The organism is Haloechinothrix salitolerans, from assembly GCF_042662605.1.
In the GTDB taxonomy this organism is placed as follows: domain Bacteria; phylum Actinomycetota; class Actinomycetes; order Mycobacteriales; family Pseudonocardiaceae; genus Haloechinothrix_A; species Haloechinothrix_A salitolerans.
Window position 1 is genome coordinate 4,380,967 of sequence record NZ_JBHSXX010000001.1, and the last position, 24,100, is coordinate 4,405,066.

Here is a 24,100-nt window from a genome sequence, read left to right on the forward strand (position 1 = left end):
GCTACCTCGTAGCGATGCCGTGGCTTGACGGCGGCTGACCGCCGCGACTCCGCTCCGACAGGGGCTGATTACACCGCGCGCACACGAGGAAACCCGATCGGCCGTTGACTTGTGGCCGCGATCACGGCACGGTCTGTAGGCGGTGCGGCAGCGTCGCCTCCGGTTACGGGTAGGTCTTCGTGGTTGGGCACGACTGCCTGCCGCGTTCCCCGGAAGGTCGGGTCCGTCGGGGTGGGCCCGGCCTTCCGACTACCGGAGCCGTACTGGCTCACACCCGCGCCGGGTGGTCACCGATGCCACGACGTCGCGCGCGGTACGGTCTGAGCTACCCGAACCGGAGCGCAGCGCATGACTAGGGAGCCAGCACAGCCGTGACCACCTTCGAGTACAGCGACGTCCTCCCGCTTGCTGAGGACACCACCACCGAGTACCGCCTGATCAGCGACGAGGGCGTGCGGGTCGTCGAAGCGGCTGGCCGCACGTTCCTCGAAGTCGAGCCGGAAGCGCTGACCCGGCTCGCGAAGACCGCGATCACCGACATCCAGCACCTGCTCCGCGGCTCGCACCTGGCGCAGCTGCGCTCGATCGTCGACGACCCGGAGGCAAGCGGCAACGATCGGTTCGTCGCCATGGACCTGCTGCGCAACGCCGCCATCTCGGCGGGCGGTGTGCTACCGATGTGTCAAGACACCGGCACCGCGATCGTCGTGGGCAAGCGCACCGAGCAGGTACTCACCGGCGGTGACGACGAACGCGCACTGGCACGCGGCATCTACGATGCCTACCAGGAGCTGAACCTGCGGTACTCGCAGATGGCGCCGCTGACGTTCTGGGACGAGAAGAACACCGGCACCAACCTGCCCGCACAGATTGAGCTGTACCACAAGCCGGGCGAGGTGCCGTCGTACGAATTCCTGTTCATGGCCAAGGGCGGCGGCAGCGCGAACAAGACGTTTCTCTATCAGGAGACCAAAGCGGTGCTGAACCCGAAGCGCCTCGCCGGGTTCCTGGATGAGAAGCTCCGCAGCCTTGGCACCGCCGCGTGCCCGCCGTACCACCTCGCGATCGTCGTCGGCGGCATGTCGGCCGAGTACAACCTCAAGGTCGCCAAGCTGGCGTCCGCCCGCTACCTCGACAACCTGCCGCGCCAGGGCTCGGAGCTCGGTCACGCCTTCCGCGATGTCGAACTGGAGCAGCAAGTGCTGGAGATGACCCGCCAGTTCGGCATCGGCGCGCAGTTCGGCGGCAAGTACTTCTGCCATGACGTCCGAGTCATCCGGTTGCCCCGGCACGGCGCGTCCTGCCCGGTCGGTGTCGCGGTGTCCTGCTCGGCGGACCGCCAGGCCAAGGCGAAGATCACGCCGGAGGGCGTGTTCATCGAGCAGCTAGAGCGTGACCCGGCGCGGTTCCTCCCCGACGTCACCGACGAGGACCTGTCCGACGAGGTCGTCTCGATCGACCTCACCCGGCCGATGGACGAGATCCGCGCGACGCTGACCCAGCTGCCGGTGAAGACGCGGCTGTCGCTGACCGGCCCGCTGGTCGTGGCCCGCGACATCGCGCACGCGAAGATCGCCGAGCGGCTCGACGCGGGCGAGGAGATGCCGCAGTACCTCAAGGACCACCCGGTGTACTACGCGGGACCGGCCAAGACCCCTGATGGGTACGCGTCCGGCTCGTTCGGGCCCACGACGGCTGGCCGGATGGACTCCTACGTCGCGCAGTTCCAGGCGGCTGGCGGCTCGATGGTGATGCTGGCGAAGGGCAACCGCTCCAAGCAGGTCACCGCGTCGTGCCAGCGGCACGGCGGGTTCTACCTCGGCTCGATCGGCGGCCCCGCCGCCAGGCTCGCACAGGACTGCATCAAGAAGGTCGAGGTGCTGGAGTACCCCGAGCTGGGGATGGAAGCCATCTGGCGGATCGAGGTGGAGGACTTCCCCGCGTTCATCGTCGTCGACGACAAGGGCAACGACTTCTTTGACGCCACGTCGGAGCCGGTATTGCAGATCTCGTTCCGATAGGCGTGTTGTGAAGGGCGTCTCCGCAACGCGAAGTGTTGCGGAGACGCCCTTCATCTCTCCTCACACCGACACGCCGCGCGCGGCGAGCCAGCCCCGCGGGTCGACCTTGGTCGACCCGCCAACCCACACCTCGAAGTGCAGGTGTGGCCCGGTTGAGTAGCCCCGGTTGCCAATGGTGGCGATCCGTTGTCCCGCACGGACGCGCTGCCCGGTCCACGCGGTGATCCTGTTCATGTGGCCGTAGACGGTCACCGTGCCGTCATCGTGGCGCACCTTCACCCACAGACCGAAGCCGCTGGCCGGGCCCGCTTCGATCACGGTGCCGTCCGCGACGGCCACGATCGGCGTGCCGATGTCATTGGCGATGTCGATGCCGGTGTGGGTGGTACCCCATCGGGCACCGAAACCCGACGTCAGCCTGCCGGACGCGGGCCGCACGAAGTCGGGCTTCGCGGCGGCGCGCCGGGCGGCGGCGCGCTTCCTGGCGCGCTCGGCCGCCTCGCGCTCGGCTTCCCGCTTCGCCTCCGCCTTGGCCTTCGCGGCGCGGCGTTCGGCCTTCTTACGCTCGATGCGCTCCTGGCGCTCCTCCTCGGCCTTCACGGCGAGGTCGATCTGGTGCAGTTCGGTGGCGTCCGATACTGGCGCGGGCGCCGGTGATTCCGGCGACGGCTGCCGCACGAACGCCTTGAGGGCGACGTTGCCGTACTCCGGCACGGGCTTCTCCTGCGCTTCGGCGGGCTGGCTGAGCGGCACGAGGGCGCTCGCGGCCAGCAGAGCCGCCATCAGCTGGCGGTGCGGCGGCAGGATCGCCGTGCGGATGGAGGTCCCGGCGTCCGCGTGCTGGCCTTCACCGACCTGCGGCGCCGGGGACTGTCTGTCACCGTCGGGGGATGTCGCGGGCATGCTGCTGCCTTCCGTCTCGGGGAGGTCCGGCCTCGACACCGGGCGGGGGATCCCGGCGGCCCGCGCGCCGCATAACGACGACCGTGCCTATGTCGTGACCGAACCGTGACGTGCCGAGCGACGGTAACCGTGCGCGATCAGAGGCGGCAAACCTTGGACATGACGGCGCTCACACCGTTTCAGGTGACCTGTAACGGCATTGACCCTGGTCACGATCGCGCCCTACCCGATCAGCGCGCCAGCAACGCCGATCCGCGCCCAACATGGGTCTTACCTCGGACATGCCATCGACGTCGTGGGATTTCCTTTGCGCAGCAACGAAAACCGCGTTCCCATGTGGACGACGACAGCCACACCGTCGAGAATGGAGCGTCGTGCACGCAGGGTGATCAGCTACCTTGGGTAGCTCACTACGAAGCGCAAGCCGCCACGCCGAAAAGGTTGCGCGACGTGACGGACGTCATGCCATGGGTGTGGCGCGCGCGACCCGCCTCGTCGCCCAGAAGGCGGATTACTCGACCGGTTCGTCGATGGAGCGCAGCCTGCGAGGCCCGCTGTCCGGCCGCGAGGGCGGCTCTCCGACGGCGATGCGCGCGCCGATGACCGTCGCGCCGTCGGGGGTGGCGATCACCGGGTCCAGCTCCAGCGCCCGCACCTCAGGGATGTCCTCCGACAACGCCGCGACCCGCAGGACGAGGTCGGACAACGCGGCGAGGTCGGCGGGTTCGTCACCGGTGTAGCCCGCCAGCAGCGGCGCCATTCTCGGCTCCCGCACCAGGTCGGCGGCATCGGTGTCGGTCAGCGGCACCGCGCGGTAGGACCGGTCTCCGATCAAGTCGCCGAGCACGCCGGACAGCCCGAACGTGACGAGCGACCCGAACGACGGATCGTCTTGCAGCGTGATCGCGCATGAACTGCCCCTCGGCCCCATGCGCTGCACATACACGTCGGGCATTCCGGACATCGCGAGCAGGTCGGCGTACGCGGTGCGCACGCCGTCGTCGCTGAGCAGGTCCAGCCGGGAGCCGGACAGGTCGGGGCGCCTACTGAGTCGTTGATCCACTGACTTCACCGCGACCGGGTAGCCGAGCCGCTCGGCGGCGGCCACGGCGTCGTCGGCCGAACTCACCCGCTCGTACGGCACCACGTCGATGCCGTAACAGTTCAGCAGCTCCTGGCACCGCGCGTCGGTCAGCCAGTGGTAGACCTCCTCGGAGCCGGTGTCGCCATCGGAGTCGCTCGGCTCGTCCAGCGCCGCCCGCACCACCTGACCAGCGTGTTCCGGGTGCAGTCCGTCCGGGCGTACATACGACCCGGTCTGGCGCTGCCGCCACGCGGCGTAGCGGATCACCCTGGCCAGCGCCGTCACCGCCCGCTCAGGGCTGGGATACGACGGGATGGAACCCAGTGTGGGCGTGCCCTCCTCACCGCGCACAGCGAGTTCCTCCGGCACGCCTTCCACCGCGAGGAACGTCGACACGATCGGCTTCGCGGCGTGCTGCGCGGCGGTGGTGGCGACATCGCGCACCGCACGCGCGTAGGTGGTACCGGCGATCGCCAGCGGTGGCACGAACACGACGACGAGCGCGTCGACGTCCGGGTCGTGCAGCGCGTCGCGAACGGCGGCGGCGAACTCCTCCGGGCCGGTTTGCGCGCCGACGTCGACCGGGTCGAACGCGAGGGTCAGCCCTTGGGCCATCGCGGTGTCGGCGGCCAGCGCGCCGATGGCCGCCGAGTTGCCGACGATCGCCACGCTAGGTCCCTCCGGCAGCGGCTGATTCGCCAACAGCAGCGCGGTGTCGAACAGCTGAGCAAGCGAGTCCACGCGGATCACCCCTGCCTGCTCGAACAGCGCCTGCACACTGGCCTCGTCCACGTTGGCCGACGTCGCCGCCAGCTCGCGGCGCACGGCGTGTCGCCCGGATCGCACCGCGACGATCGGTTTGCTGCGGGCGAGCCTGCGTGCCAGCCGCGCGAATTTGCGCGGGTTGCCGAACGACTCCAGATACAGCAGCACCACGTCGGTGTTGGGGTCGGTCTCCCAGTACTGCAGCAGGTCGTTGCCGGAGACATCGGCGCGGTTGCCCGCCGAGACGAACGTCGACAGCCCAAGCCCGCGCTGCTGCGCGTCCGCGAGAATCGCGATGCCCAACGCACCAGACTGGCAGAAGAACCCGGTGTTGCCGCGCGGCGGCAACACCGGCGCGAGCGAACCGTTGAACCGCACCGAGGGATGAGTGTTCAGAACACCGAGCGCGTTCGGGCCGACGACCCGCATGCCGTGGGCTCGCGCCTCGCCGACCAGCTGTAGCTCGGCGTGCAGGCCGTGCGGCCCGCTCTCACCAAAGCCCGCCGACACGATCACCAGCGCGGAAACGCCCTTGGCGAGCGCACCGTCGAGGACGTCGGAGACCTGTTCGGCGGGCACCGCGACGATCGCGAGATCCACCTCGCCAGGCACATCGACGACAGAGGGATACGCTCTGACACCGCGCACCGACTCGTGCGCTGGGTTGACCGGGTAGACGGTGCCCGCGAAGTCGGCCGTGAGCAGGTTGGTGAACACCGCGTAGCCGATCTTCGACGGGTCACGGGAAGCGCCGATGACGGCGACCGAACGGGGATGCAGCAGGTTGTGCACACTACGCGCCTCGGCGGCCTGCTCCCGTGCCCTTGCGACCGCGAGCGACTCCTCGGTGGGGTCGATGTCGAACTCCAGGTGAAGCGCGCCGTGGTCCAGCTCCTTGCTGACCTGGTACCCCGCCTCGGCGAACACCCGCACCATCGCCCGGTTCTCCGCGAGCACCTCGGCGACGAACCGTTCGATACCGCACTCGGCCGCGGCCGCGGCGAGGTGTTCCAGCAGGATGGAGCCGAGCCCTCTGCCCTGGTGGGCGTCGGCGACGACGAACGCGACCTCGGCACTCGGCCCCCCGTCCAGTCGCTCATACCTGCCAACGGCGACGATCTCGCCGCCGAGTAGCGCGGCGAACGCCACCCGGTTGTAGTGATCGACGACGGAGAACCGCTTCAGGTCCCGCTCCGGGATCCTCGGGTACGCGCCGAAGTAGCGCAGGTAGCGGGTCTCGTCGGAGAGCTTGCCGTGGAAGGCGACGATGGCGTCGGCATCGTCAGGCACGATCGGCCGCAGGTGGGCCGTGCGGCCGTCGGCGAGCACGACATCGGCTTCCCACCGGCGCGGGTAGTCGTACGGGTCGCGGGGACCGGCAACGCTCGGTGCGGTGGTCATGGTCGTCCCTCGGTCTAGTCCCTCGGATCGTCGGGGTCGAGCCCGTGCAGCGGGAATACCGCGCGGCGGGTGCTGGTAATCGCCTCGTCCACCCGGTGCTCGGAGTCGCCACCCCAGGGCTGGCAGGCCGGGTCACCGCCGTCGGACAGCGTGGTGGGCAGCTCCAGCCGAGGAGCGGCCGCGCGCACCGCCCGCAACCACCCCTGCGGCATCGGGGTGTCCGGGGCGAGATCCCTGCCGAGTGCGGTCGCCAGCAGGTGCGTCCACGACCTCGGCACCACCTTGACCAGCTGGTACCCGCCCCCACCGAGCGCGAGCCACTTGCCGCCGGCATGGTGCACGGCCAGGTCGCGAAGCCGCTGGTAAATGGCACGGTGACCGTCGACGGTCAACGCCAGATCGGCGAGCGGGTCGTCCCGGTGCGAGTCGACCCCGCACTGGGTCACGAGTAGCTGTGGCCGGAAGGCACCCAGCAGCGAGGGGACGACGGCGTCGAACGCCCGCAACCAGCCCGCGTCGGAGGTCATCGGCGGCAGCGCGACATTCACCGACCCGCCTGGGGCGTGCTCGCCGCCGGACTCGCTCGGCATCCCGGTGCCCGGCCACAGTGTCATCGGATGCTGGTGCAGCGAGATCGTCAGCACCCTGGGGTCGTCGTAGAACGCTGCCTGCACGCCGTCGCCGTGGTGGACGTCGGTGTCGATGTAGGCGATACGGTCGAAACCGTTGTCCAGCAGCCACGAGATCGCGATCGAGCAGTCGTTGTAGATGCAGAAGCCGGCCGCGCTGTCTCGCATCGCGTGGTGCAGCCCGCCCGCGATATTGACCGCCCTGTCGGTGGCGCCGGATGCGATCTGGTTCGCGGCGAGCAAGCTGGAACCGACCACCAGCGACGCGGCCGAGTGCATGTTCTCGAACACCGGGTTGTCGTCGGTGCCGAGGCCGTGACCGACGTCGTACGGCACGTCGGGCGCGCGTTTGACGGCGTCAAGGTACTCGGCGCTGTGCGTGCGCAGTAGCTCGGACTCCGGGGCCTGTTCCGGCACCAGCAACGAGATGCCGTCCAGCACGCCGAGCTCGCTTGCGAGCCGGATGGTCAGGTCAAGCCGGACGGGGTTGAGCGGATGCGATCCGCCGAGGTCATAGTCGAGCAGGGCCGAGTTCCACACGACTGCGGCATCGGTCGGGGTAGGCACCGTGACAGGGTATCGGGAGGGTGCCGCACTCGCCGCACACCTCGGTCGGCGTGCCAGGCACTCACCTCGGCTCACTCCCAGTGGCGACTGGGCGCCGCGGGTCACGGCTCCACTGTGACCACGATCCCGGATAAAGCGCGGCGGGCTCACGGCGCCCGGCCGCTTCCAGGGCGAGCACCACGGACGACGCGGTCACCCCTGACCCGCAGTACGCTCCGACGGGCCGGTCGTCGGTGACGCCGAGCGCGGTGAATCGTGCGGCGAGCTCGTCGGCCGGGAGCCAGCGGCCGTTCTCGCCGAGATGCGCGGCGAACGGGGCGTTGACGGCGCCGGGGATGTGGCCCGCACGGGGATCGACCGGTTCGGTATCGCCCGCGTAGCGCTCGGGCGCTCGCGCGTCGAGCAATACGGAGTGCCTGGCGAGCGTGCCCGCCGCGTCGATGCCTAGCACCGGCATCGCGCCCGGTGTGACGACGATGTCGCCGGGCTCAGGGTCGGGCACCTCGGCGGTGACCGGCCTGTCCTCTTCCGTCCAGGCGGCGAAGCCACCGTCGAGGACCGCGACATCGGCGTGACCCGCCCAGCGCAGCAGCCACCAAGCACGCGCCGCCGTGGAACCATCCGCGTCGTCGTAGGCGATTACGACGCTGTCGTCGCGTATACCGGCTTCGCGCAACGTGCGCTGGAGGTCGGCGGGCTCCGGCAACGGATGCCTGCCGCCCTCCCCCGGCGCGCCGGCGAGGTCGTCGTCGATGGAGAGAAACACCGCGCCGGGCAGGTGGGATTCGGAGTATGATTCGTGTCCGGGAGGGCCAGTTAGCCGCCAGCGCACGTCCAGTACCACAGGCGGTTTCGTCGATGTGAGGCGTGAGGCGAGTTCTGACGTGCTGATCAGCGGATGCATAATGCCGATTCTTCCGTATCTCCTGGCTTAGCCCGGCACGCCGCCGGACGGTTACCAGCCACGTGCATCGCGGCACCGACGACTACCATGAAGACGTGACGAAAGGTTGTGTCCCGTGAATGAGCTGATCGACACCACGGAGATGTACCTGCGCACCATCTTCGAGCTCGAGGAAGAGGGTGTCGTGCCGCTGCGGGCGCGGATCGCGGAACGGTTGCAGCAGAGCGGTCCCACCGTGAGCCAAACGGTAGCGCGGATGGAGCGCGACAAGCTGGTCGTCGTCGCTGGAGACCGGCACCTGCAGCTAACCGACCATGGCAGGGACCTCGCGGTGGCCGTGATGCGCAAGCACCGGCTCGCCGAGCGGCTGCTTGTCGACGTGATCGGCTTGGAGTGGGAGCACGTGCACGCCGAGGCGTGCCGCTGGGAGCACGTCATGAGCGAGGCGGTCGAACGCAAGCTCGTCGCGCTGCTCGACAACCCGACGACATCGCCGTACGGCAACCCGATCCCCGGTCTCGACAAGCTGGGTGTGGGCGAACCGGCGCCACCCGCCGAGTCGGGCCTGGTGCGACTCGATGAGTTCGCTCGATCCGGTGGTGGTTCCGCTCAGATCCGGCGGATCGCCGAGCATGTCCAGATCGATGAGCGGCTGATGGCCCGGCTGCGTTCGGTGGGCCTGGTTCCCGGCGGGACGGTGAACGTCGTAAAGCCGACGAACGCGAAGGCAGCGGACATCGAGATCTCGGGCGACGGCAACGCGCTGCAAGTGGACGCCGAGGTGCTGCACGCGGTACTCGCCGTGCCCGCCTGAGTGTCGGAGTTCATCCCGGCTCGTCCGGGCGGACCCAGGTTCGGTGGCGACCACGTTTGACCCGCGGGTGGTACCACCCGCGGGTAGCGAAGGGCGCACCTCGCACGATCCTCCCGGCACGGTACGGTCTGCCGACCAGGAGGTCAGCTACGCGGCGAAAGGCACGATCGTGATCGACAACGAAGGAACCCGTCAGAAGCTGGTGGTCACCGGTGGAGCGGGCTACATCGGCAGTGTCTGCACGGCTCGGCTACTCGAGGCGGGCCACGAGGTGACCGTCGTCGACGACCTGTCCACCGGGCATCGCGACGCCGTGCCGGACGACGCGCGCTTCATCGAGGGCGACGCCGCTGAGGTGGCAAGCACGCTTCTGGCGGACGGATTCGACGGCGTGCTGCATTTCGCGGCGAAGTCCCTTGTCGGCGAGTCGATGCAGGACCCGAGCGGCTACTGGCACGGCAACGTGCTGACCTCGCTGCGACTGCTCGACGCGATGCGCGCCAACGGCACCCCGAAACTGGTCTTCTCCTCCACCGCCGCCACCTACGGTGAGCCGAAGGAGACCCCCATCGCCGAGTCGGCGCCCGCTGAGCCGACCAACACTTACGGTGCCACCAAGCTGGCCATTGACCACGCCATCACCAGCTACGCCCGCGCACACGGCCTTGCGGCGGTGAGCCTGCGCTACTTCAACGTGGCTGGGGCGTACGGCCGCTACGGCGAGCGGCACACCACCGAGACCCACCTGATCCCGATCGTGCTGCAGGTCGCCACCGGGGACCGCGCGCAAGTACAGATCTACGGTGACGACTACCCGACACCCGACGGCACCGCTGTCCGCGACTACATCCACGTGGTCGACCTCGCCGACGCGCACCTGCTCGCCCTGGCCAACGCCGCGGCGGGCGAGCACACGATCTACAACCTCGGCAACGGAACCGGTTTCTCGGTACGGCAGGTCATCGACGCCTGTCGCGAGGTCACCGGCCACGAGATCCCGGCCGTGGTCGCGCAGCGACGCGCGGGTGACCCCGCCGTGCTGGTCGCGTCCAGTGAGCGGGCACAGGCGGAGCTCGGCTGGAAACCGGAACGGGCCGATCTGACCGGCATCGTCGCCGACGCGTGGAAGTTCGCGCAGCGGTAACTAGGCGGAGTCGCGCAGCCACTCCCCCGCGCACAGTCCGACGGTGTCATGAGTGGCGAGCGGGCGAAGCTGGCGCGGTGGAAAACCGTGTCGCAACGCTCTGTCCAGCAGCCCGGCGAGTGTGTGGTCCGGGTCCGCGTCGAGAGCGGCGTCGAACGCGATCGCGGCCAGCACGCCGTTGCCGCCCATGTATGCCGCGTACCCGGCGAGGCAGGCGGGGATAGCACGCTCGGGCGCGGGGAGGGCGCGTGTCAGCTCCCCCCACAGCGAGGCCGCCGCGAACGCGAGATCGGAATCCGGCGGGAGCGCGGTCGCCAGGCAGGCGTCCCGGATCTCAACGTCCGCGAGAACGATCGCCAGGGTCGCCAGCTGGCGGTCGGAGAACGCGAGGTCTCCTTCACCGGCGGCACTGAGCGCGTCTCGGACGACAGCGACACGGGCGGCCCGCGGCCACGTCTCGACCACGTCGGCGCGCAGCGTCTCGATGAGTTCCGCACGGCGAGCGAGCTCCGATTCGCCGTCCGGGGCAAGCAGCGACGCCAGCTCGGCACGGCTGCCGTAGGTCACATATCCCCTGCTGGCGAACTCGGCCGCGAGCACGCTGCTCGCGGGATCGGACACGACACCGGTGCGTGTCGCGTCATCGTAGCTGCGGTACCAGACATCAGCGGCGATTTCCGGCACCCAGTACGCGGCGACCTCGGTGACACCGAGGACTGCGAGGTTACGTCGCAGCGCGTCGACCAGCCGAGCGCACGGCGGCAGCTCACCAGCACTGCCATCACCACCCCGTACGCCACCACTGGCGGCGCCACCCTCGGCACACCCGTCGTGACCACCGACGATCACGAGCAGCGCCGAGGAAACGTCGTCGTCCGCGAGCGACGCCGTGATGTCGTGCGCCACGACATCGACGAGGTGGTCCGGTGGCAGGTCGGCGCGCATGGTGCGGCTCAGCGGTGCGCCGCGTTGGGTGCCGCTGAGCAGCATGACCGAGTCGGTCGGATGGAAGCCAAGGAGGTGCGGGATCGCCGCGAGCGTGTCGCCGACGCCGGTCAGGGTGATCACGGGCGTCTGGCGCGTCGTGGGGTCGGTGCTGGTGTCGCGGCCGTCGGGGCGGTCGGTGTCGTGATGAGTCATGCGCTCCAGCCTGCTGCCGGGCACGGCTCCGACACGAGGGTTGCCGCAAGGTCGCTACGGCCTGTGGATGAGTGCGCGCTGTGGATAACGCGACGCACTCTCCCGCGCGGTGAGCCGGTTAGCTCACCCTTGCACGATGTAGGCCTCCAACTGCTCCTGGACGTGTTCTAGCTCGTTCATCCTGCTTTTCACGACGTCACCGATGCTGACGATGCCGACGAGTCGCCCGTTGGACATGACCGGGACGTGCCGGATCCTGCGTTCCGTCATGAGCACGGTGAGGTGGTCAACGGTCTCGTCCGGCCTGCAGGTAGAGACGTCGGTCGTCATGATCTCCGAGACCGGGGCGTGCAGCGCGTTGGCCCCGCGTTCGTTCAGGCGCCGAACGATGTCCCGCTCGGACACGATGCCCGCGAGACCGTCGTCCCCCACCACGACCATGGCCCCGATGTTGCTTTCCGCTAGTTTCGCGAGCAGCTCCGACACGGTGGCCGTAGGGGCTATCGTCGCTACCTCGGTGCCTTTACTACGCAGTACGTCGGCGATCCGCATCGAACACCTTCCACTCCTGGCGTGACATGGTTCACAGCAGGTTAACCCGCCCTCGGCTGCCCACGGAAGACACCAGAAGCGTCACAAAGCGGCATGGATCACTGTTTGCGCAGCTCAGCGCCGGGGGCGGCGGTGTAGCGTGCCCCCGGCGCTGAGCGTGATCAACTGGGCATACCGGTCAGCTGCAGCCCGACGTGGCGCCACAGCCTTCGCAGGCGTAGCAGGAGCCCGCTGGCCGCATCTTCGTGCCGCAGGTCATGCACAGCGGCGCGTCGGCGGCCTTGCCGAGGTGCAGCTCCATCAGCTCCGTCGTGGTGTGCGCGCCGGCGAGGTCCGACGTGTCCTCCGAGGACTCGGTCTCGCTCGCCGCGCTGATGCTGCTGGACTCGACGCTGCCGCGCAGCGCGTCCAGATCGACTTCGTCCTCGCCGGAACCGGCGTCCTCACCCGCGAGTGCCGACGAGCGCTCCGCCGCGGTGAAGATGCCGAGCTGCTCCCGCTTCTCATACGGCAGGTAGTCCAGCGCCAGCCTGCGGAACAGGTAGTCGAGCACGCTGGTCGCGAACCGCACGTCCGGGTCGTCGGTCATCCCAGCGGGCTCAAACCGCAAGTTCTGGAACTTGCTGACGTAGAACTCCAGCGGGATGCCGTACTGCAGGCCCACCGAGATCGACGTCGCGAAGGCGTCCATCACACCGGCCAGCGTCGAGCCTTGCTTGCCGAGCTTGACGAAGATCTCGCCAAGCCCGTCGTCGGGATAGGAGCCCGCGGTCAGGTAACCCTCGGCGCCGCCGACGGTGAACGACACCGTCTGGCTTGGCCGCTTCTTCGGCAGCCGCTTGCGCACCGGCCGGTACTCGACGACCTTCTCCGACTCGTCCGGCTCCGACGCCGCCTTCTCCGACTTGCCCGTCGACAGTGGCTGGCCCACCTTGCAGTTGTCCCGGTAGATCGCCAGCGCCTTGAGTCCCAGCTTCCAGCCCTGGAAGTAGATCTCCTCGACGTCGGAGATCGTGGCGGACTCCGGCATGTTCACGGTCTTGGAGATCGCGCCGGACAGGAACGGCTGCACCGCCGCCATCATGCGGACGTGGCCCATCGGGGCGATGGCGCGCTCACCCATGGCGCAGTCGAACACCTCGTAGTGCTCCGGCCGCAGGCCAGGCGCGTCGATGACGTGACCGTGCTCGGCGATGTACTCGACGATCGCCTCGACCTGCTCCTGCTGGTAACCCAGCGAGGTCAACGCGCGGGGCACCGTCTGGTTGACGATCTGCATGGAGCCGCCACCAACCAGCTTCTTGAACTTGACCAGCGAGAAGTCCGGCTCGATGCCGGTGGTGTCGCAGTCCATCATGAAGCCGATCGTGCCGGTGGGTGCCAGCACGCTGGCCTGCGCGTTGCGCCAGCCGTTCTTGGTGCCGATCTCGATGCCACGCTGCCACTCCTCCGTGGCCAACTTGCGGATCGCGCTGTCATTCGGGTGCTGCGCCCTGATCTCGTCGTTGGCCGCGGCGTGCTTGCGCATCACCCGCTGGTGCGCCTCGGCGTTGCGGGCATAGCCCTCGTACGGGCCAACCACACCGGCGAGCTCCGCCGACCGGCGGTAGGACACACCCGTCATCAGCGAGGTGATCGCCGCCGCCAGCGACCGACCGTCCTCGGAGTCGTAGGCATGGCCGGTGGCCATCAGCAACGCACCGAGGTTGGCGTAGCCGATGCCGAGCTGGCGGAACTTTCGAGTGGTGTCGGCGATCGCCTCGGTCGGGAAGTCGGCGAAGCAGATCGAGATGTCCATCGCGGTGATGACGAACTCGACGGCCTTCGCGAACAGCTTGGCGTCGAACGTGCCGTCGTCCGCCACGAACTTCATCAGATTCAGCGACGCGAGGTTGCAGCTGGAGTTGTCCAGGTGCATGTACTCCGAGCAGGGATTCGACGCCGTGATCCTGCCCGTCTCGGGGCAGGTGTGCCAGTCGTTGATGGTGTCGTCGTATTGCAGCCCCGGATCGGCGCATTCCCACGCCGCCTTGGCCATCGAGCCGAACAGCTCCTTCGCGTCGACCTCGTCGACGACCTCGCCCGTGGTGCGGGCGCGCAACCCGAAGTCGGTGCCACCTTCGACGGCCCGCATGAACTCATCGGTGACACGCACCGAATTGTTGGCGTTCTGGTACTGCACCGAGGCCATGTCCCCGCCACCAAGGTCCATGTCGAACCCGGCCTCACGCAGCGCCTTGATCTTGAGTTCTTCCCGCGATTTGGTCTGGATGAACTCCTCGATGTCGGGGTGATCGACGTCGAGGACGACCATCTTCGCCGCGCGGCGTGTGGCACCACCGGACTTGATGGTGCCCGCCGAGGCATCCGCGCCGCGCATGAACGACACCGGACCGGACGCGGTGCCGCCGGAGTGCAACAGTTCCCGCGACGACCGGATCCGCGACAGGTTCAGCCCCGCGCCGGAACCGCCTTTGAAGATCAGGCCCTCTTCCTTGTACCAGTTCAGGATCGACTCCATGGTGTCGTCGACCGAGAGGATGAAACAGGCCGACACCTGCTGCTTCGACCGGGTACCGACGTTGAACCACACCGGCGAATTGAAGCTGAAGACCTGGTGCAACAGCATCCATGTGAGTTCGTGTTCGAACACCTCCGCGTCGTCGTCGGTGGCGAAGTAACCGTGCTCGATACCCGCGAGCGTGTAGGTCTTCACGACCCGGTCGATCAGCTGCTTGAGGCTGTGTTCCCGCGCTTCGGTGCCCACGGCGCCACGGAAGTACTTGCTGGTCACGATGTTGGTCGCGTTGACTGACCAGAACTCGGGGAACTCGACGCCGCGTTGCTCGAAGTTGACCGAGCCGTCCCGCCAGTTCGTCATCACGACGTCACGCTGCTCCCAGGTGACCTCGTCGTAGGGATGCACTCCCTCCGTGGTGAACACACGCCGTACCGTCAGCCCCCTCGCTGCCTTGCGCTTCTTGCCCGACGTGGTCTTCACGCCCACGGTCTCCGTCATGCCTTCTCCCTCACTGCGGCGCACGGGACGTCCGCACGCCGTTCGCTACCTGCTGTCGTCACTGGTGCCGCTGTCCGTCGCTGGGTTGGCCCCACCGGTCGTCATCGCCGCCCGTAGATCGGCGATCTCCTTCTCGAAGTCCTCGATCGATGTGAACGCCCGGTACACGCTCGCGAACCGCAGATAGGCGACCCCGTCCAGTTCCCGCAACGGGCCAAGGATCGCCAGCCCTACCTCGTGGCTCGGGATCTCGGCGAGGCCCGCCGATCGGATCGACTCCTCAACGCGGTGCGCGAGCTGCTGCAAGTCATCGTCGTTGACCGGCCGCCCCTGGCATGCGCGCCGCACACCCCGAACGACCTTCTCCCTGCTGAACTGCTCGGTGACACCGGAGCGCTTCACGACGGCGAGCACCATCGTCTCCGATGTCGTGAACCGACGCCCGCAGCCAGAGCATGACCTGCGCCGCCGGATCGCCTGCCCGTCATCGACCTCCCGGGAGTCGACAACACGCGAATCCGCGTTCCGGCAAAACGGACACCGCATGTGCTTCGCCACCTTTCCCGGGCACGACGACTCCTACCACCGGGCTACCACTCGCGCGCACGGCATTGGCGGTCGATCCCCTGGCTTCCCCATGGACCACCGCGGCCGCGCTGTGGACACCTACTGCGATTCTAACCCAACTTGTAGAACAACTACACCCATGTAACTACTACATGTTGGGGTCGACCCTAGATCGCCTCCCGATGATCCGCAACGACCCGAGGGGGTGAAAGCCACCGTCGTGATCGGCTTCACGACCAAGGCGACGCACCACGACGGACACCCGTGGCCGCGACCGTCACCGACAGCCTGACTCACCCCCGCGAGATCGGCACGCTGAGCACCGCACCCGCGGTCACCTCGCCCGTCGAGACACCGTTGAGTTCCTCGATGCGCGCCACGACAGCACTTGTATCAACACCGGGTGCGTACCGCTCGGCCAACTGCCACAACGACTCCCCCGGCGCGACGGCCACCACGGTCGTCGATTCCGGCACCGCCGACGCGACCCCGCCCGCGAGCCCACCGACGACCGCGCCGAATCCCACGGTCACGGCGCAGACGGACGCCGCGACGGCCAACGCCACGCGCCAACCCACAGCGGGCCGCCGCACCATACACGCCGACACGGCGGGCCGCGTCACGGTGGGTCGCACCCGTGCTCCCCCGCCCGGCCGCAGCCGCCCCGGCACCCGGCCACGGCATCGTTGCGCGACGACATAACCAGACACGACCCGGCCCGACCTCGCCGCGCCTTTCGATGCCACCACGCCCGCGCCGAATCCCGTCGCACCACCCCCGGCACGTGGGCCCCACCCGGCCGCACGGCTGCCATTCAGAACCGGCATCCTGGTCCTCCTTCGTCACGCGCCCGCCTCGAAGCCGCGAGAACCCGCGACCTCGAACAGCCGTTCTATCGAACGCCTGAGCGAATGTGTACCACGCGGCACCGACAAAATCGAGAACTAGACCCGCACCCCAGACCGTCCAACCGGGACCGCCGACACCTCGGATCAGCCGTTGGACCGGCGAGAATCGCCCGGCGTGTCGCTCGAACAATTGTTTGAAGTCGTGGGCGTGTCGCGCTACGGTCAACTGACAGCACCGCGAAACGACTGGGAGGACACACGGCCGTGGCTGACACGAAGAAGCCCACCTCGAGTGGTAAGGCGAGCGCCAAGCGCGCGGGTGACACCGTGGCACCCGAATCGCCCGCCGAGGACAACGTCCACCACTTCCCCGACAAGAGCGAACTTGAGGACCTCACAGTACGCCAAGGCCAAATCCTCGAGGTCATCCGATCCTGGGTGAGCAGGTTGGGCTACCCGCCGAGCGTGCGCGAGATCGGAGACGCCGTCGGACTCGCCTCGACGTCCTCGGTACAGCATCAACTGCTCGCGTTACAGCGCAAGGGGTACCTCCGGCGCGACCCGAACCGGCCACGCGCGGTCGGTGTGATTCCCGCCGAGGTGGACCCTGCGACGCTGCGTGGACCGGAGGAGCAGTCCGAAGAGGGTTCCCGGCCAACGCCGAGCTACGTACCCCTTGTCGGCCGGATCGCGGCAGGCGGCCCCGTACTCGCCGAACAAGCCATCGAAGACGTCTTCCCGCTGCCGAAGGACCTGGTCGGCGAAGGCGAGCTGTTCTTGCTCAGTGTCACCGGCGACTCAATGATCGACGCGGCGATCACCGATGGTGACTGGGTAGTGGTGCGGCAGCAGCCAGATGCCGACAACGGCGAGATCGTCGCCGCGATGATCGAAGGCGAGGCGACCGTCAAGACTTTCAAGCGCGCGGACGGGCGTATCTGGCTGTTGCCGCAGAACGAGGCCTACGAACCGATTCCCGGCGACGAGGCCACCATTCTCGGCAAGGTTGTCGCCGTGTTACGTCGGCTGTGAGCCATCGGGCACCCCTGGGCACGGGCACGAGAGCGGACGGTGCCGTGGCTAGCGACCCATCCGATCGCGCAGCTTACGCACCAGGCGGACGCCGAACCACACCACTCCGGTGATCATGAGTGCGGCGGCGGCAGCGGGCAGCGGCTTAAGGCCTGCCACACGGTCGATCTCTTCGGGTGACTCACTGTCCACGGTTGCCGCGGGCTCGCTTCGCGCGTCGCGCTCAGCGCGCGCCACGACCCCCGCCACGTCGCGTACGGCCCGCAGCGGCTGCGACGCGCCCTCGCCAGCGGAGAGCATCGTGCCATCCGGAGTCAGTGCGATCGCTTCGCCCTGCGGCTCGTTCGGCAACGGAATTCGCACCGGCTCCCGCGACAGCGCCTCGACGAGATGTCCTCGCGGCGCGGGATACAGGTATGCGTCGGTGTAGGTGCGCAACGCGACCAACGTGCCGTCCCTGCTCACCGCTCCCCCGGTAATCAGGGCGGAACTCACCGTGCCAACCGGCCCGCCTGGGGTGTCGCTGCCGGGAATGGCTACCTCAGCGACCTTCGTCAGCGGCGTCGGACCAGGGCTCCGTAACGTCCGATCTGGCCGGTAGACGCCTGCGCTACCCAGCACGTTCTTGGTCACGATGTGCGGCACGCCGGACGGGCCGAGCAGCAGCGCCTCGGCGTCATGCTTGCCGTCGGGGTAGGTCAGCCGATACATCCGTGCGGTGCCATCGGGGCGTAGCGTGTGCACCGCGACAGTGTCGCGCTTCGACCTGTTGTCACCGGTGTCGGCCAACCACAATGTCCCATCCGTGGCCAGCGCGAGATCTTCGACATCGTACGGATCGATCCCGCCGGTGATGACCTTCCGCACCGCGCAGGATCGGTCCAGCACGTACACCTTGAGCGAGCTGCCGCCGTCGGGGACGCCGTACCACCACGACTCGTCGGCGGCGAGTCCGGACAGCTCGGTCAGCCGCTGATCGCGGATGGTACACAGCGTCTTCGGCTGGCCCGCCGCCAACGCCGCACCAGGCAATGCCATCAACGAGAGCAGCGGTCCCATCGCGACGAGCGCGGTGGCGGCCGCTCGGACCGCGCGATGCCTACGCGACCGACCCATTGGTGGCGAACTCGCTCAGCGCCGCGGCCAGATCAGGATGGACCCGCGCGGTCAGCCGCGTGCCACCTTCGATGTGGTCCTCGGTCAGCACCTCGCCCTCGGCGTGCACGCGTGATACCAGCTCTCCCCGCGTGTACGGGACCAGCGCGTCGATCCGCGCCGCTGGCCGGGGCACTCGGCGCGCGAGCTCGTCGACAAGCGCGTCAACGCCCTCACCCGTAGCGGCGGAGATGACGAGCGCGCCGGGCAGCAGTGTATGCAACCGCGCCAACGCCAGCTCGTCCGCCACGTCCGCTTTGTTGATCACCAACAGCTCGGGCGGCAGTGCCTCGCCCTGGTGGTCGGCGACGTCGCCGAGCACCTCTCGGACGGCGTTGACCTGGTCTTCCGGAGCGGGGTCCGAGCCGTCGACGACATGCAGCAGCAGGTCAGCGTGGGCCGTCTCCTCCAGGGTGGAACGAAAGGCGTCGACCAGCTGGTGTGGCAGGTGCCGCACGAACCCGACGGTATCGGTGAGCGTGAACGCCCTACCGTCTGGTGTCGTCGCACGGCGCGTCGTTGGGTCAAGGGTGGCGAACAGCGCGTCCTCCACCATCACACCGGCACCGGTCAGCGCGTTCAGCACGCTCGACTTGCCCGCGTTGGTGTAGCCGACGATCGCGACGCTCGGCACCGCGTTGGCCAGCCTGCGGCTGCGCTTGGTCTCGCGGATGGTGTCCATCGACGCGATTTCCCTGCGCAGCTTGGCGACGCGCTTGCTGATCCGCCGACGATCGGTCTCCAGCTTCGTCTCACCAGGACCACGCAGACCGACACCACCACCGGCGCCACCGGCGCGGCCACCGGCCTGACGGGACAGCGACTCACCCCACCCGCGCAGTCGCGGTATCAGGTACTGCAACTGCGCCAGCTCGACCTGGGCCTTACCTTCGCGGGAGCGGGCGTGCTGCGCGAAGATGTCCAGGATCAGCGCGGTCCGGTCGATCACCTTGACCGACAGCTTGTCCTCCAGCTGCCGCAACTGACCTGGCGACAGCTCACCATCGGCGATGACGGTGTCCGCCCCTGTCGAGCGCACGATACCGGCCAGCTCGCGCACCTTGCCCGAGCCGATATAGGTGGCGGGATCAGGGCGGTGGCGGCGCTGCACCAAACCTTCTAGCACCTCGGAACCAGCGGTCTCGGCCAGCCTGCCCAGTTCCGCGAGCGAAGCTTCCGACTGCGCGGCCGTGCCCTCGGTCCACACCCCGATGAGCACGACGCGTTCGAGGCGGAGCTTGCGATATTCGACCTCAGTGACATCGGAGAGCTCGGTGGACAGCCCCGCGACTCGCCGGAGCCCGGCTCGCCCCTCGCGCTCCCATTCCCCAGCCGACAGGTCGGTCATCCCGTCCCGAGGATCGTCAATAGAGGTATCACTGTGTGCGATTTCCGTCATCGTGCCCCCATCGTCCCACGACGACGGCTGCCACTGCGAGTGATTTCATCCGGCGACACGCGGCGAGTGCCGCGACCAGAGCAGCGATCGTTACGCAGGGTCACTCCACCAGTTATCGTTGAGCATACCTTCGGCCAGGATAACGGCAGGCCCGGTGAGTGTCGCGTCACCCGCTTGTATACGTACCGTGACTTCCCCGCCGGGAATCCGCACGATCCGGGTGCCGATGTCCTCCCCTTCGGCATATAGATCGGCCGCGACGGCGGCGACCGTGCCGGTACCGCAGGAGCGCGTCTCCCCGACGCCGCGCTCGAACACCCGCATCCGCAGCACATCGTCGGCGAGCCGGTTCAGGAATTCCACGTTGACGCCATGCGGGAAGTCGGCCGGGTCGACATCCGGCTGCCGGGTCAGATCCAGCTCCGCGATGTCCGTGTCAAGTGTGGTGACCAAGTGCGGGTTACCAACATCGACCGCGATACCGGCGTAGCGGCTACCAGCCAACGTCGCCTCCGACGTTCCGGTCACCACGGCTTTGCCCATACTGACCGTCACGCTGCCGTCGGCGTGCACCACGACCGGCTTGTCCCCTGCCCTGCTGCCGACGACGAACTCGCTCGCATCGACCAGTCCCGCGTCGACCAGGTAACGCGCGAAAACCCGCACGCCGTTGCCGCACATCTCCGCGATCGACCCGTCCGCGTTGCGGTAGTCCATGAACCAGTCGCTCGCCGAGCCGACCATGCCGGGGACGTCAGCTTCGCCAGTGACGAGGGCCGCGGTACGCACGACACGCAACACGCCGTCCGCGCCGAGCCCGCGCTGCCGGTCGCACAGCGCCCGCACCCGCTCCTCAGTGAGATCCAGGGTCGCGTCGGGATCGGGCAGCAGCACAAAGTCGTTCTGCGTGCCGTGCCCTTTCAGGAAGGTGATGCCCACGGGTTTCAGGTTACGTGCTCGAGCACGCGAGTCAGTACGCCGGGCTCGGCGGCATTGAACCAGGTGAGCCGCTTGTCGCGGCGGAACCACGAGCGCTGTCGGCGCACGAACCGGCGGGTGGCCCGTGCGGTGTCCTCGGCGGCTGCCGCGAAGTCCCCATCGCCGTCCAACGCGGCCAGGACCTGCTGATAGCCGAGAGCACGGGGCGCGGTGGTGCCCTCGCGCAGACCCTGGTCGATCAGCGCGCGCACCTCGTCGACGAGGCCCGCCTCGAACATCCGCTCCACCCGGACGTCGACCCGCCCGTCCAACTCGGCGACGTCTCGGTCCAGCCCGACGAGCACGGTGTCGTAACGAGGCGTGCCACGCTCCGGCATCGTCGCGGAGAACGGCTGGCCGGTGATGGTGATGACTTCAAGCGCTCGCACGATACGGCGGGTATTGCTCGGCAGGATCGCGACGGCCGCGTCCGGGTCTTGTTCCGCCAACCGGGCGTGCATCGCTTCGGAGCCGATCTCCTCGGCCTCGCGCGCCAGCCGCGCCCGCACGTCGGGGTCGGTGCCGGGGAAGCGAAGGTCGTCCACGATCGCCTGGACGTACAGCCCTGATCCCCCGCATATGACAGGGACGACGCCGTCGGTGAGCAGCCGCTCGATGCACGCCCGCGCGTCGCGCTGGTACGCGGCAACCGACGCGGCCTCGGTGACGTCGAGGACGTCGAGCAGATGGTGCGGCACGCCGCGTCGCGCCTCGGGCGGCACCTTCGCGGTGCCGATGTCCATGCCCCGATACAGCTGCATCGCGTCCGCGTTGATGACCTCCCCGCCGAGCGCGAGCGCCAACTCGATCGCGAGGTCGGACTTACCGGTGGCGGTGGGACCGACGACGGCGACCGGCCTCACGGCGCCATGGCCGGATTCACGGGGTCCGCTCACCGCGCCTCCCATGTCGCGACGTGGTAGCCCACCCCGAACGGTGCCGCCGAGTAGTGCAGCGTGGCGTCCCAGCCGCGGGTGCCCACTACCCCGCGGCTCTCAATGCCCACCACACCGCCCGCGACCTGCAGGGCCACCCTCCCCGCTGCCCCCAATTTCGTACACAGCACGGGATCAATACGCGCGAGACCGTCCGCGTCCGCGCCGCGGAGCGCGTCGGCGATACTCGCGTCGAACTCGGGTGCGCGGTCGTCGTTTCCGCCGGGTGACTTCACACCGTGCCGGTTCGATCCGTCAGCGAGCACAAGCAGCGCGGTGTCCTCGCTGGTGGCGAGCGCGGCACCAGCACGCGCGCAGTCCGGCTGCGCCGTCGCGGGGTCAAGAACATCAACGGTGACGGCGTCGGCACCGGCTTGTTCCCGCAGCCAACCCGCGATCAGCACCGGTAGCGGCAGCGATTCGGAAGACTCGGCTTCTCCCGGAACATCCGCCGACAGGGTGATATCTACGGCGGCCCCATACCCCGCGAAACTGCCCCGCAGCCCGGCGTAACCACCGGGCGCGTCGGCATCAGCAGCGACGGCACGCCAACGGCTCGCACCCTGCTGGAGCCAGCGCGCGGCGCCCAGCACGGCGTACCGGAGCTCGGCGATCTGCCGGTCGTCTCCGGGCGCCACCCGCGGTACCAGCAGCGGCGGGTACGGCACTATGGCCACACGAGTGATCACGCCGATCGAGCGTACGCGGCGGCCTCGAGACGCCGTGAGGACGGCCCAGAGTCGGACAATCACGGCACTGGAGTACCGAACTCGATGCTGACCTGCTTGAATGCGGCAAGCACCTAGTGAAGGGTAGACACCAGGTGTGAGCACTGTCCGGCCCCGCCGCCCGGCGGGGCGCCACCGGCGATGCCAGGCCGGGGGGCACACAGCCGACAAAGGAGCCGTGATGGCTGACCACAAGGCGACCGAGGAGACCACGACGCACGCACCCGCGCCGACCGAGGTGTTGCAAGGCCACGTGAGTATCGCCCATGCGGCGCCACCGGTGCCCAACGCGGAAGCCGCCCCTTCTCGCTGGGGCCGTATCGACGATGACGGCACCGTATACGTCACGACCTCCAGCGGAGAACGCACGGTCGGCATCTGGCAGGCGGGCTCGGCCGAGGAAGGGTTGCTGCACTACGCCCGCAAGTTCGACGACATCCGCACCGAGGTCGAGCTGCTCGAGTCACGTCTGAACTCCCGACGCGGCAATCCCAAACAGGCGCTGCAGACGGCCACGCAGCTCAGGGACGGTCTCGACGAGGCAGCCGTCGTCGGCGACATCGACGCGCTGCGCGCAAGGCTGAACCATGTGATCGAGCACGCCGAAAACGCCGTCGGCGAGGCCAAGCAGGAGCGCGAAGCGGCCCGCGCCGCCGCCATCCAGCGCAAGGAAGAACTCGCCGCCGAGGCCGAGTCCATCGCCGAGAACTCGACGCAGTGGAAGGCGGCAGGCGATCGACTCAAGGAGATCCTCGACGAGTGGAAGACCATCAAGGGGATCGAGCGCAAGACCGACGACGAGCTATGGAAGCGGTTCTCCAAGGCACGGGAGAACTTCAACCGGCGCCGCGGCTCGCACTTCGCTGAGCTGGACAAACAGCGCGCCGCAGCCAAGGTTCGCAAGGAGGAACTCATCGCGGAAGCGGAGTCACTGACCGACTCCACCGACTGGGGTCCGACCGCGAACCGGTTCAAGCAGCTGATGAGTGAGTGGAAGGCCGCGGGCAGGGCGCCGCGTGACGCCGACGAGGCATTGTGGCAGCGCTTCCGTGCCGCGCAGGACACCTTTTTCGCTCGCCGCTCGGCGGCGTTCTCGGAGCGGGACGCCGAGTTCACGGAGAACGCCCGCCGCAAAGAAGAGCTGCTGGCCGAGGCTGACAAGATCGATCCGTCCGCCAACCTGGAGGCAGCCAAGGCGCAGCTGCGCAAGATTCAGGACCGCTGGGACGAGATCGGCAAGGTCCCGCGCGAACGCATCCGCGAACTCGACGGCAGGCTCAAGGCCGTCCAGGACCGGATCAGGTCCGTCGAGGACAGCAAGTGGCGGCGTACCGACCCGGAGGCGCTGGCCCGCGCCGCGCAGTTCCGCGAGCGCGTCGAGCAGTTCGAGGAACAGGCCGCCAAGGCACGCGCGGCCGGCGACGAGCGCCGCGCCAAACAGGCCGAGGAGCAGGCGGCGCAGTGGCGCGAGTGGATGCGGGCCGCCGAGAAGGCCGTGGCCGAGCGGTAAACGCT

The 24,100-nt window shown here is 68.5% G+C and carries 19 protein-coding genes; 5 read left to right on the forward strand and 14 right to left on the reverse strand.

The annotated features are described in order from the left end of the window. The first annotated feature begins 371 nt into the window (after positions 1-371). A complete protein-coding gene (locus ACFQGD_RS20825) occupies positions 372-2,021 on the forward strand; it encodes a fumarate hydratase (RefSeq protein WP_345397325.1) in 1,650 nt (549 codons plus the stop codon). Between the two features lie 60 nt (positions 2,022-2,081). Here the strand turns inward: ACFQGD_RS20825 and ACFQGD_RS20830 are convergent, their stop codons facing one another. The 4 genes from ACFQGD_RS20830 to ACFQGD_RS20845 all read right to left on the reverse strand — a co-directional run bounded on the left by ACFQGD_RS20830 (position 2,082) and on the right by ACFQGD_RS20845 (position 8,274). Further along, on the reverse strand, positions 2,082-2,924 hold the full coding sequence (locus ACFQGD_RS20830; protein WP_345397328.1) for a M23 family metallopeptidase: 843 nt from the start codon (positions 2,922-2,924) through the stop codon (positions 2,082-2,084). A gap of 511 nt (positions 2,925-3,435) precedes the next feature. Further along, positions 3,436-6,174: a bifunctional acetate--CoA ligase family protein/GNAT family N-acetyltransferase gene (locus ACFQGD_RS20835; protein WP_345397331.1), complete on the reverse strand. Its 2,739-nt coding sequence runs from the start codon at positions 6,172-6,174 to the stop codon at positions 3,436-3,438. A gap of 14 nt (positions 6,175-6,188) precedes the next feature. Continuing rightward, positions 6,189-7,370 (reverse strand): acetoin utilization protein AcuC, encoded by a 1,182-nt coding sequence (locus ACFQGD_RS20840; RefSeq protein WP_345397334.1) that lies wholly within the window; start codon positions 7,368-7,370, stop codon positions 6,189-6,191. A 61-nt stretch (positions 7,371-7,431) separates the two neighbouring features. Continuing rightward, positions 7,432-8,274 carry a sulfurtransferase gene (locus ACFQGD_RS20845; RefSeq protein WP_345397337.1) on the reverse strand — a complete coding sequence of 281 codons (843 nt, stop codon included), beginning with the start codon at positions 8,272-8,274 and terminating at the stop codon, positions 7,432-7,434. Positions 8,275-8,389: 115 nt separating this feature from the next. On the opposite strand from ACFQGD_RS20845, the gene ACFQGD_RS20850 reads away from it, so the two are divergent. Next, positions 8,390-9,088: a metal-dependent transcriptional regulator gene (locus ACFQGD_RS20850; RefSeq protein WP_345397340.1), complete on the forward strand. Its 699-nt coding sequence runs from the start codon at positions 8,390-8,392 to the stop codon at positions 9,086-9,088. A 172-nt stretch (positions 9,089-9,260) separates the two neighbouring features. Beyond that, positions 9,261-10,232, forward strand: a complete 972-nt coding sequence (galE, locus tag ACFQGD_RS20855; protein ID WP_345397873.1) for a UDP-glucose 4-epimerase GalE — start codon at positions 9,261-9,263, stop codon at positions 10,230-10,232. On the opposite strand, the gene ACFQGD_RS20860 is transcribed toward galE, so the two are convergent. The 5 genes from ACFQGD_RS20860 to ACFQGD_RS20880 all read right to left on the reverse strand — a co-directional run bounded on the left by ACFQGD_RS20860 (position 10,233) and on the right by ACFQGD_RS20880 (position 16,337). Continuing rightward, the gene (locus ACFQGD_RS20860; protein WP_345397343.1) at positions 10,233-11,372 is read right to left on the reverse strand and encodes a DUF4192 domain-containing protein; all 1,140 of its coding nucleotides are present in this window, start codon (positions 11,370-11,372) and stop codon (positions 10,233-10,235) included. 123 nt (positions 11,373-11,495) lie between these two features. Then, positions 11,496-11,924 carry a CBS domain-containing protein gene (locus tag ACFQGD_RS20865; RefSeq protein ID WP_345397346.1) on the reverse strand — a complete coding sequence of 143 codons (429 nt, stop codon included), beginning with the start codon at positions 11,922-11,924 and terminating at the stop codon, positions 11,496-11,498. 178 nt (positions 11,925-12,102) lie between these two features. Next, positions 12,103-14,943 carry a vitamin B12-dependent ribonucleotide reductase gene (locus tag ACFQGD_RS20870; RefSeq protein WP_345397349.1) on the reverse strand — a complete coding sequence of 947 codons (2,841 nt, stop codon included), beginning with the start codon at positions 14,941-14,943 and terminating at the stop codon, positions 12,103-12,105. A 45-nt stretch (positions 14,944-14,988) separates the two neighbouring features. After that, the gene (nrdR, locus tag ACFQGD_RS20875; protein ID WP_345397352.1) at positions 14,989-15,489 is read right to left on the reverse strand and encodes a transcriptional regulator NrdR; all 501 of its coding nucleotides are present in this window, start codon (positions 15,487-15,489) and stop codon (positions 14,989-14,991) included. A 314-nt stretch (positions 15,490-15,803) separates the two neighbouring features. Then, positions 15,804-16,337 (reverse strand): LysM peptidoglycan-binding domain-containing protein, encoded by a 534-nt coding sequence (locus tag ACFQGD_RS20880; RefSeq protein WP_345397355.1) that lies wholly within the window; start codon positions 16,335-16,337, stop codon positions 15,804-15,806. A 348-nt stretch (positions 16,338-16,685) separates the two neighbouring features. On the opposite strand from ACFQGD_RS20880, the gene lexA reads away from it, so the two are divergent. Further along, complete coding sequence (gene lexA, locus ACFQGD_RS20885) at positions 16,686-17,390, forward strand: transcriptional repressor LexA (protein ID WP_345397876.1); 705 nt, start codon at positions 16,686-16,688, stop codon at positions 17,388-17,390. A gap of 48 nt (positions 17,391-17,438) precedes the next feature. Here the strand turns inward: lexA and ACFQGD_RS20890 are convergent, their stop codons facing one another. The 5 genes from ACFQGD_RS20890 to ACFQGD_RS20910 all read right to left on the reverse strand — a co-directional run bounded on the left by ACFQGD_RS20890 (position 17,439) and on the right by ACFQGD_RS20910 (position 22,546). Continuing rightward, positions 17,439-18,506: a hypothetical protein gene (locus ACFQGD_RS20890; RefSeq protein ID WP_345397358.1), complete on the reverse strand. Its 1,068-nt coding sequence runs from the start codon at positions 18,504-18,506 to the stop codon at positions 17,439-17,441. Then, positions 18,490-19,944, reverse strand: a complete 1,455-nt coding sequence (hflX, locus tag ACFQGD_RS20895; protein WP_345397361.1) for a GTPase HflX — start codon at positions 19,942-19,944, stop codon at positions 18,490-18,492. The genes ACFQGD_RS20890 and hflX overlap by 17 nt, the downstream gene beginning before the upstream one ends. Positions 19,945-20,034: 90 nt before the next feature. Further along, positions 20,035-20,883: a diaminopimelate epimerase gene (gene dapF / locus ACFQGD_RS20900; protein ID WP_345397364.1), complete on the reverse strand. Its 849-nt coding sequence runs from the start codon at positions 20,881-20,883 to the stop codon at positions 20,035-20,037. 5 nt (positions 20,884-20,888) lie between these two features. Then, the gene (gene miaA / locus ACFQGD_RS20905; protein WP_345397879.1) at positions 20,889-21,785 is read right to left on the reverse strand and encodes a tRNA (adenosine(37)-N6)-dimethylallyltransferase MiaA; all 897 of its coding nucleotides are present in this window, start codon (positions 21,783-21,785) and stop codon (positions 20,889-20,891) included. Positions 21,786-21,814: 29 nt separating this feature from the next. Further along, positions 21,815-22,546: a class III extradiol ring-cleavage dioxygenase family protein gene (locus ACFQGD_RS20910; RefSeq protein ID WP_345397367.1), complete on the reverse strand. Its 732-nt coding sequence runs from the start codon at positions 22,544-22,546 to the stop codon at positions 21,815-21,817. 220 nt (positions 22,547-22,766) lie between these two features. Between ACFQGD_RS20910 and ACFQGD_RS20915 the strand changes: the two genes are divergently transcribed. Continuing rightward, a complete protein-coding gene (locus ACFQGD_RS20915) occupies positions 22,767-24,095 on the forward strand; it encodes a DUF349 domain-containing protein (RefSeq protein ID WP_345397370.1) in 1,329 nt (442 codons plus the stop codon). Positions 24,096-24,100 lie beyond the last annotated feature (5 nt).

Coding starts and splice junctions, on each gene's coding strand:
- ACFQGD_RS20880 (WP_345397355.1), bottom strand. CDS start 16,337: ATGCCGGTTCTGAATGGCAGCCGTGCGGCCGGGTGGGGCCCACGTGCC.
- ACFQGD_RS20860 (WP_345397343.1), bottom strand. CDS start 11,372: ATGACTCATCACGACACCGACCGCCCCGACGGCCGCGACACCAGCACC.
- ACFQGD_RS20845 (WP_345397337.1), bottom strand. CDS start 8,274: ATGCATCCGCTGATCAGCACGTCAGAACTCGCCTCACGCCTCACATCG.
- nrdR (WP_345397352.1), bottom strand. CDS start 15,489: ATGCGGTGTCCGTTTTGCCGGAACGCGGATTCGCGTGTTGTCGACTCC.
- ACFQGD_RS20915 (WP_345397370.1), top strand. CDS start 22,767: ATGGCTGACCACAAGGCGACCGAGGAGACCACGACGCACGCACCCGCG.
- ACFQGD_RS20865 (WP_345397346.1), bottom strand. CDS start 11,924: ATGCGGATCGCCGACGTACTGCGTAGTAAAGGCACCGAGGTAGCGACG.
- hflX (WP_345397361.1), bottom strand. CDS start 19,944: ATGACGGAAATCGCACACAGTGATACCTCTATTGACGATCCTCGGGAC.
- ACFQGD_RS20870 (WP_345397349.1), bottom strand. CDS start 14,943: ATGACGGAGACCGTGGGCGTGAAGACCACGTCGGGCAAGAAGCGCAAG.
- ACFQGD_RS20890 (WP_345397358.1), bottom strand. CDS start 18,506: ATGGGTCGGTCGCGTAGGCATCGCGCGGTCCGAGCGGCCGCCACCGCG.
- ACFQGD_RS20835 (WP_345397331.1), bottom strand. CDS start 6,174: ATGACCACCGCACCGAGCGTTGCCGGTCCCCGCGACCCGTACGACTAC.
- ACFQGD_RS20830 (WP_345397328.1), bottom strand. CDS start 2,924: ATGCCCGCGACATCCCCCGACGGTGACAGACAGTCCCCGGCGCCGCAG.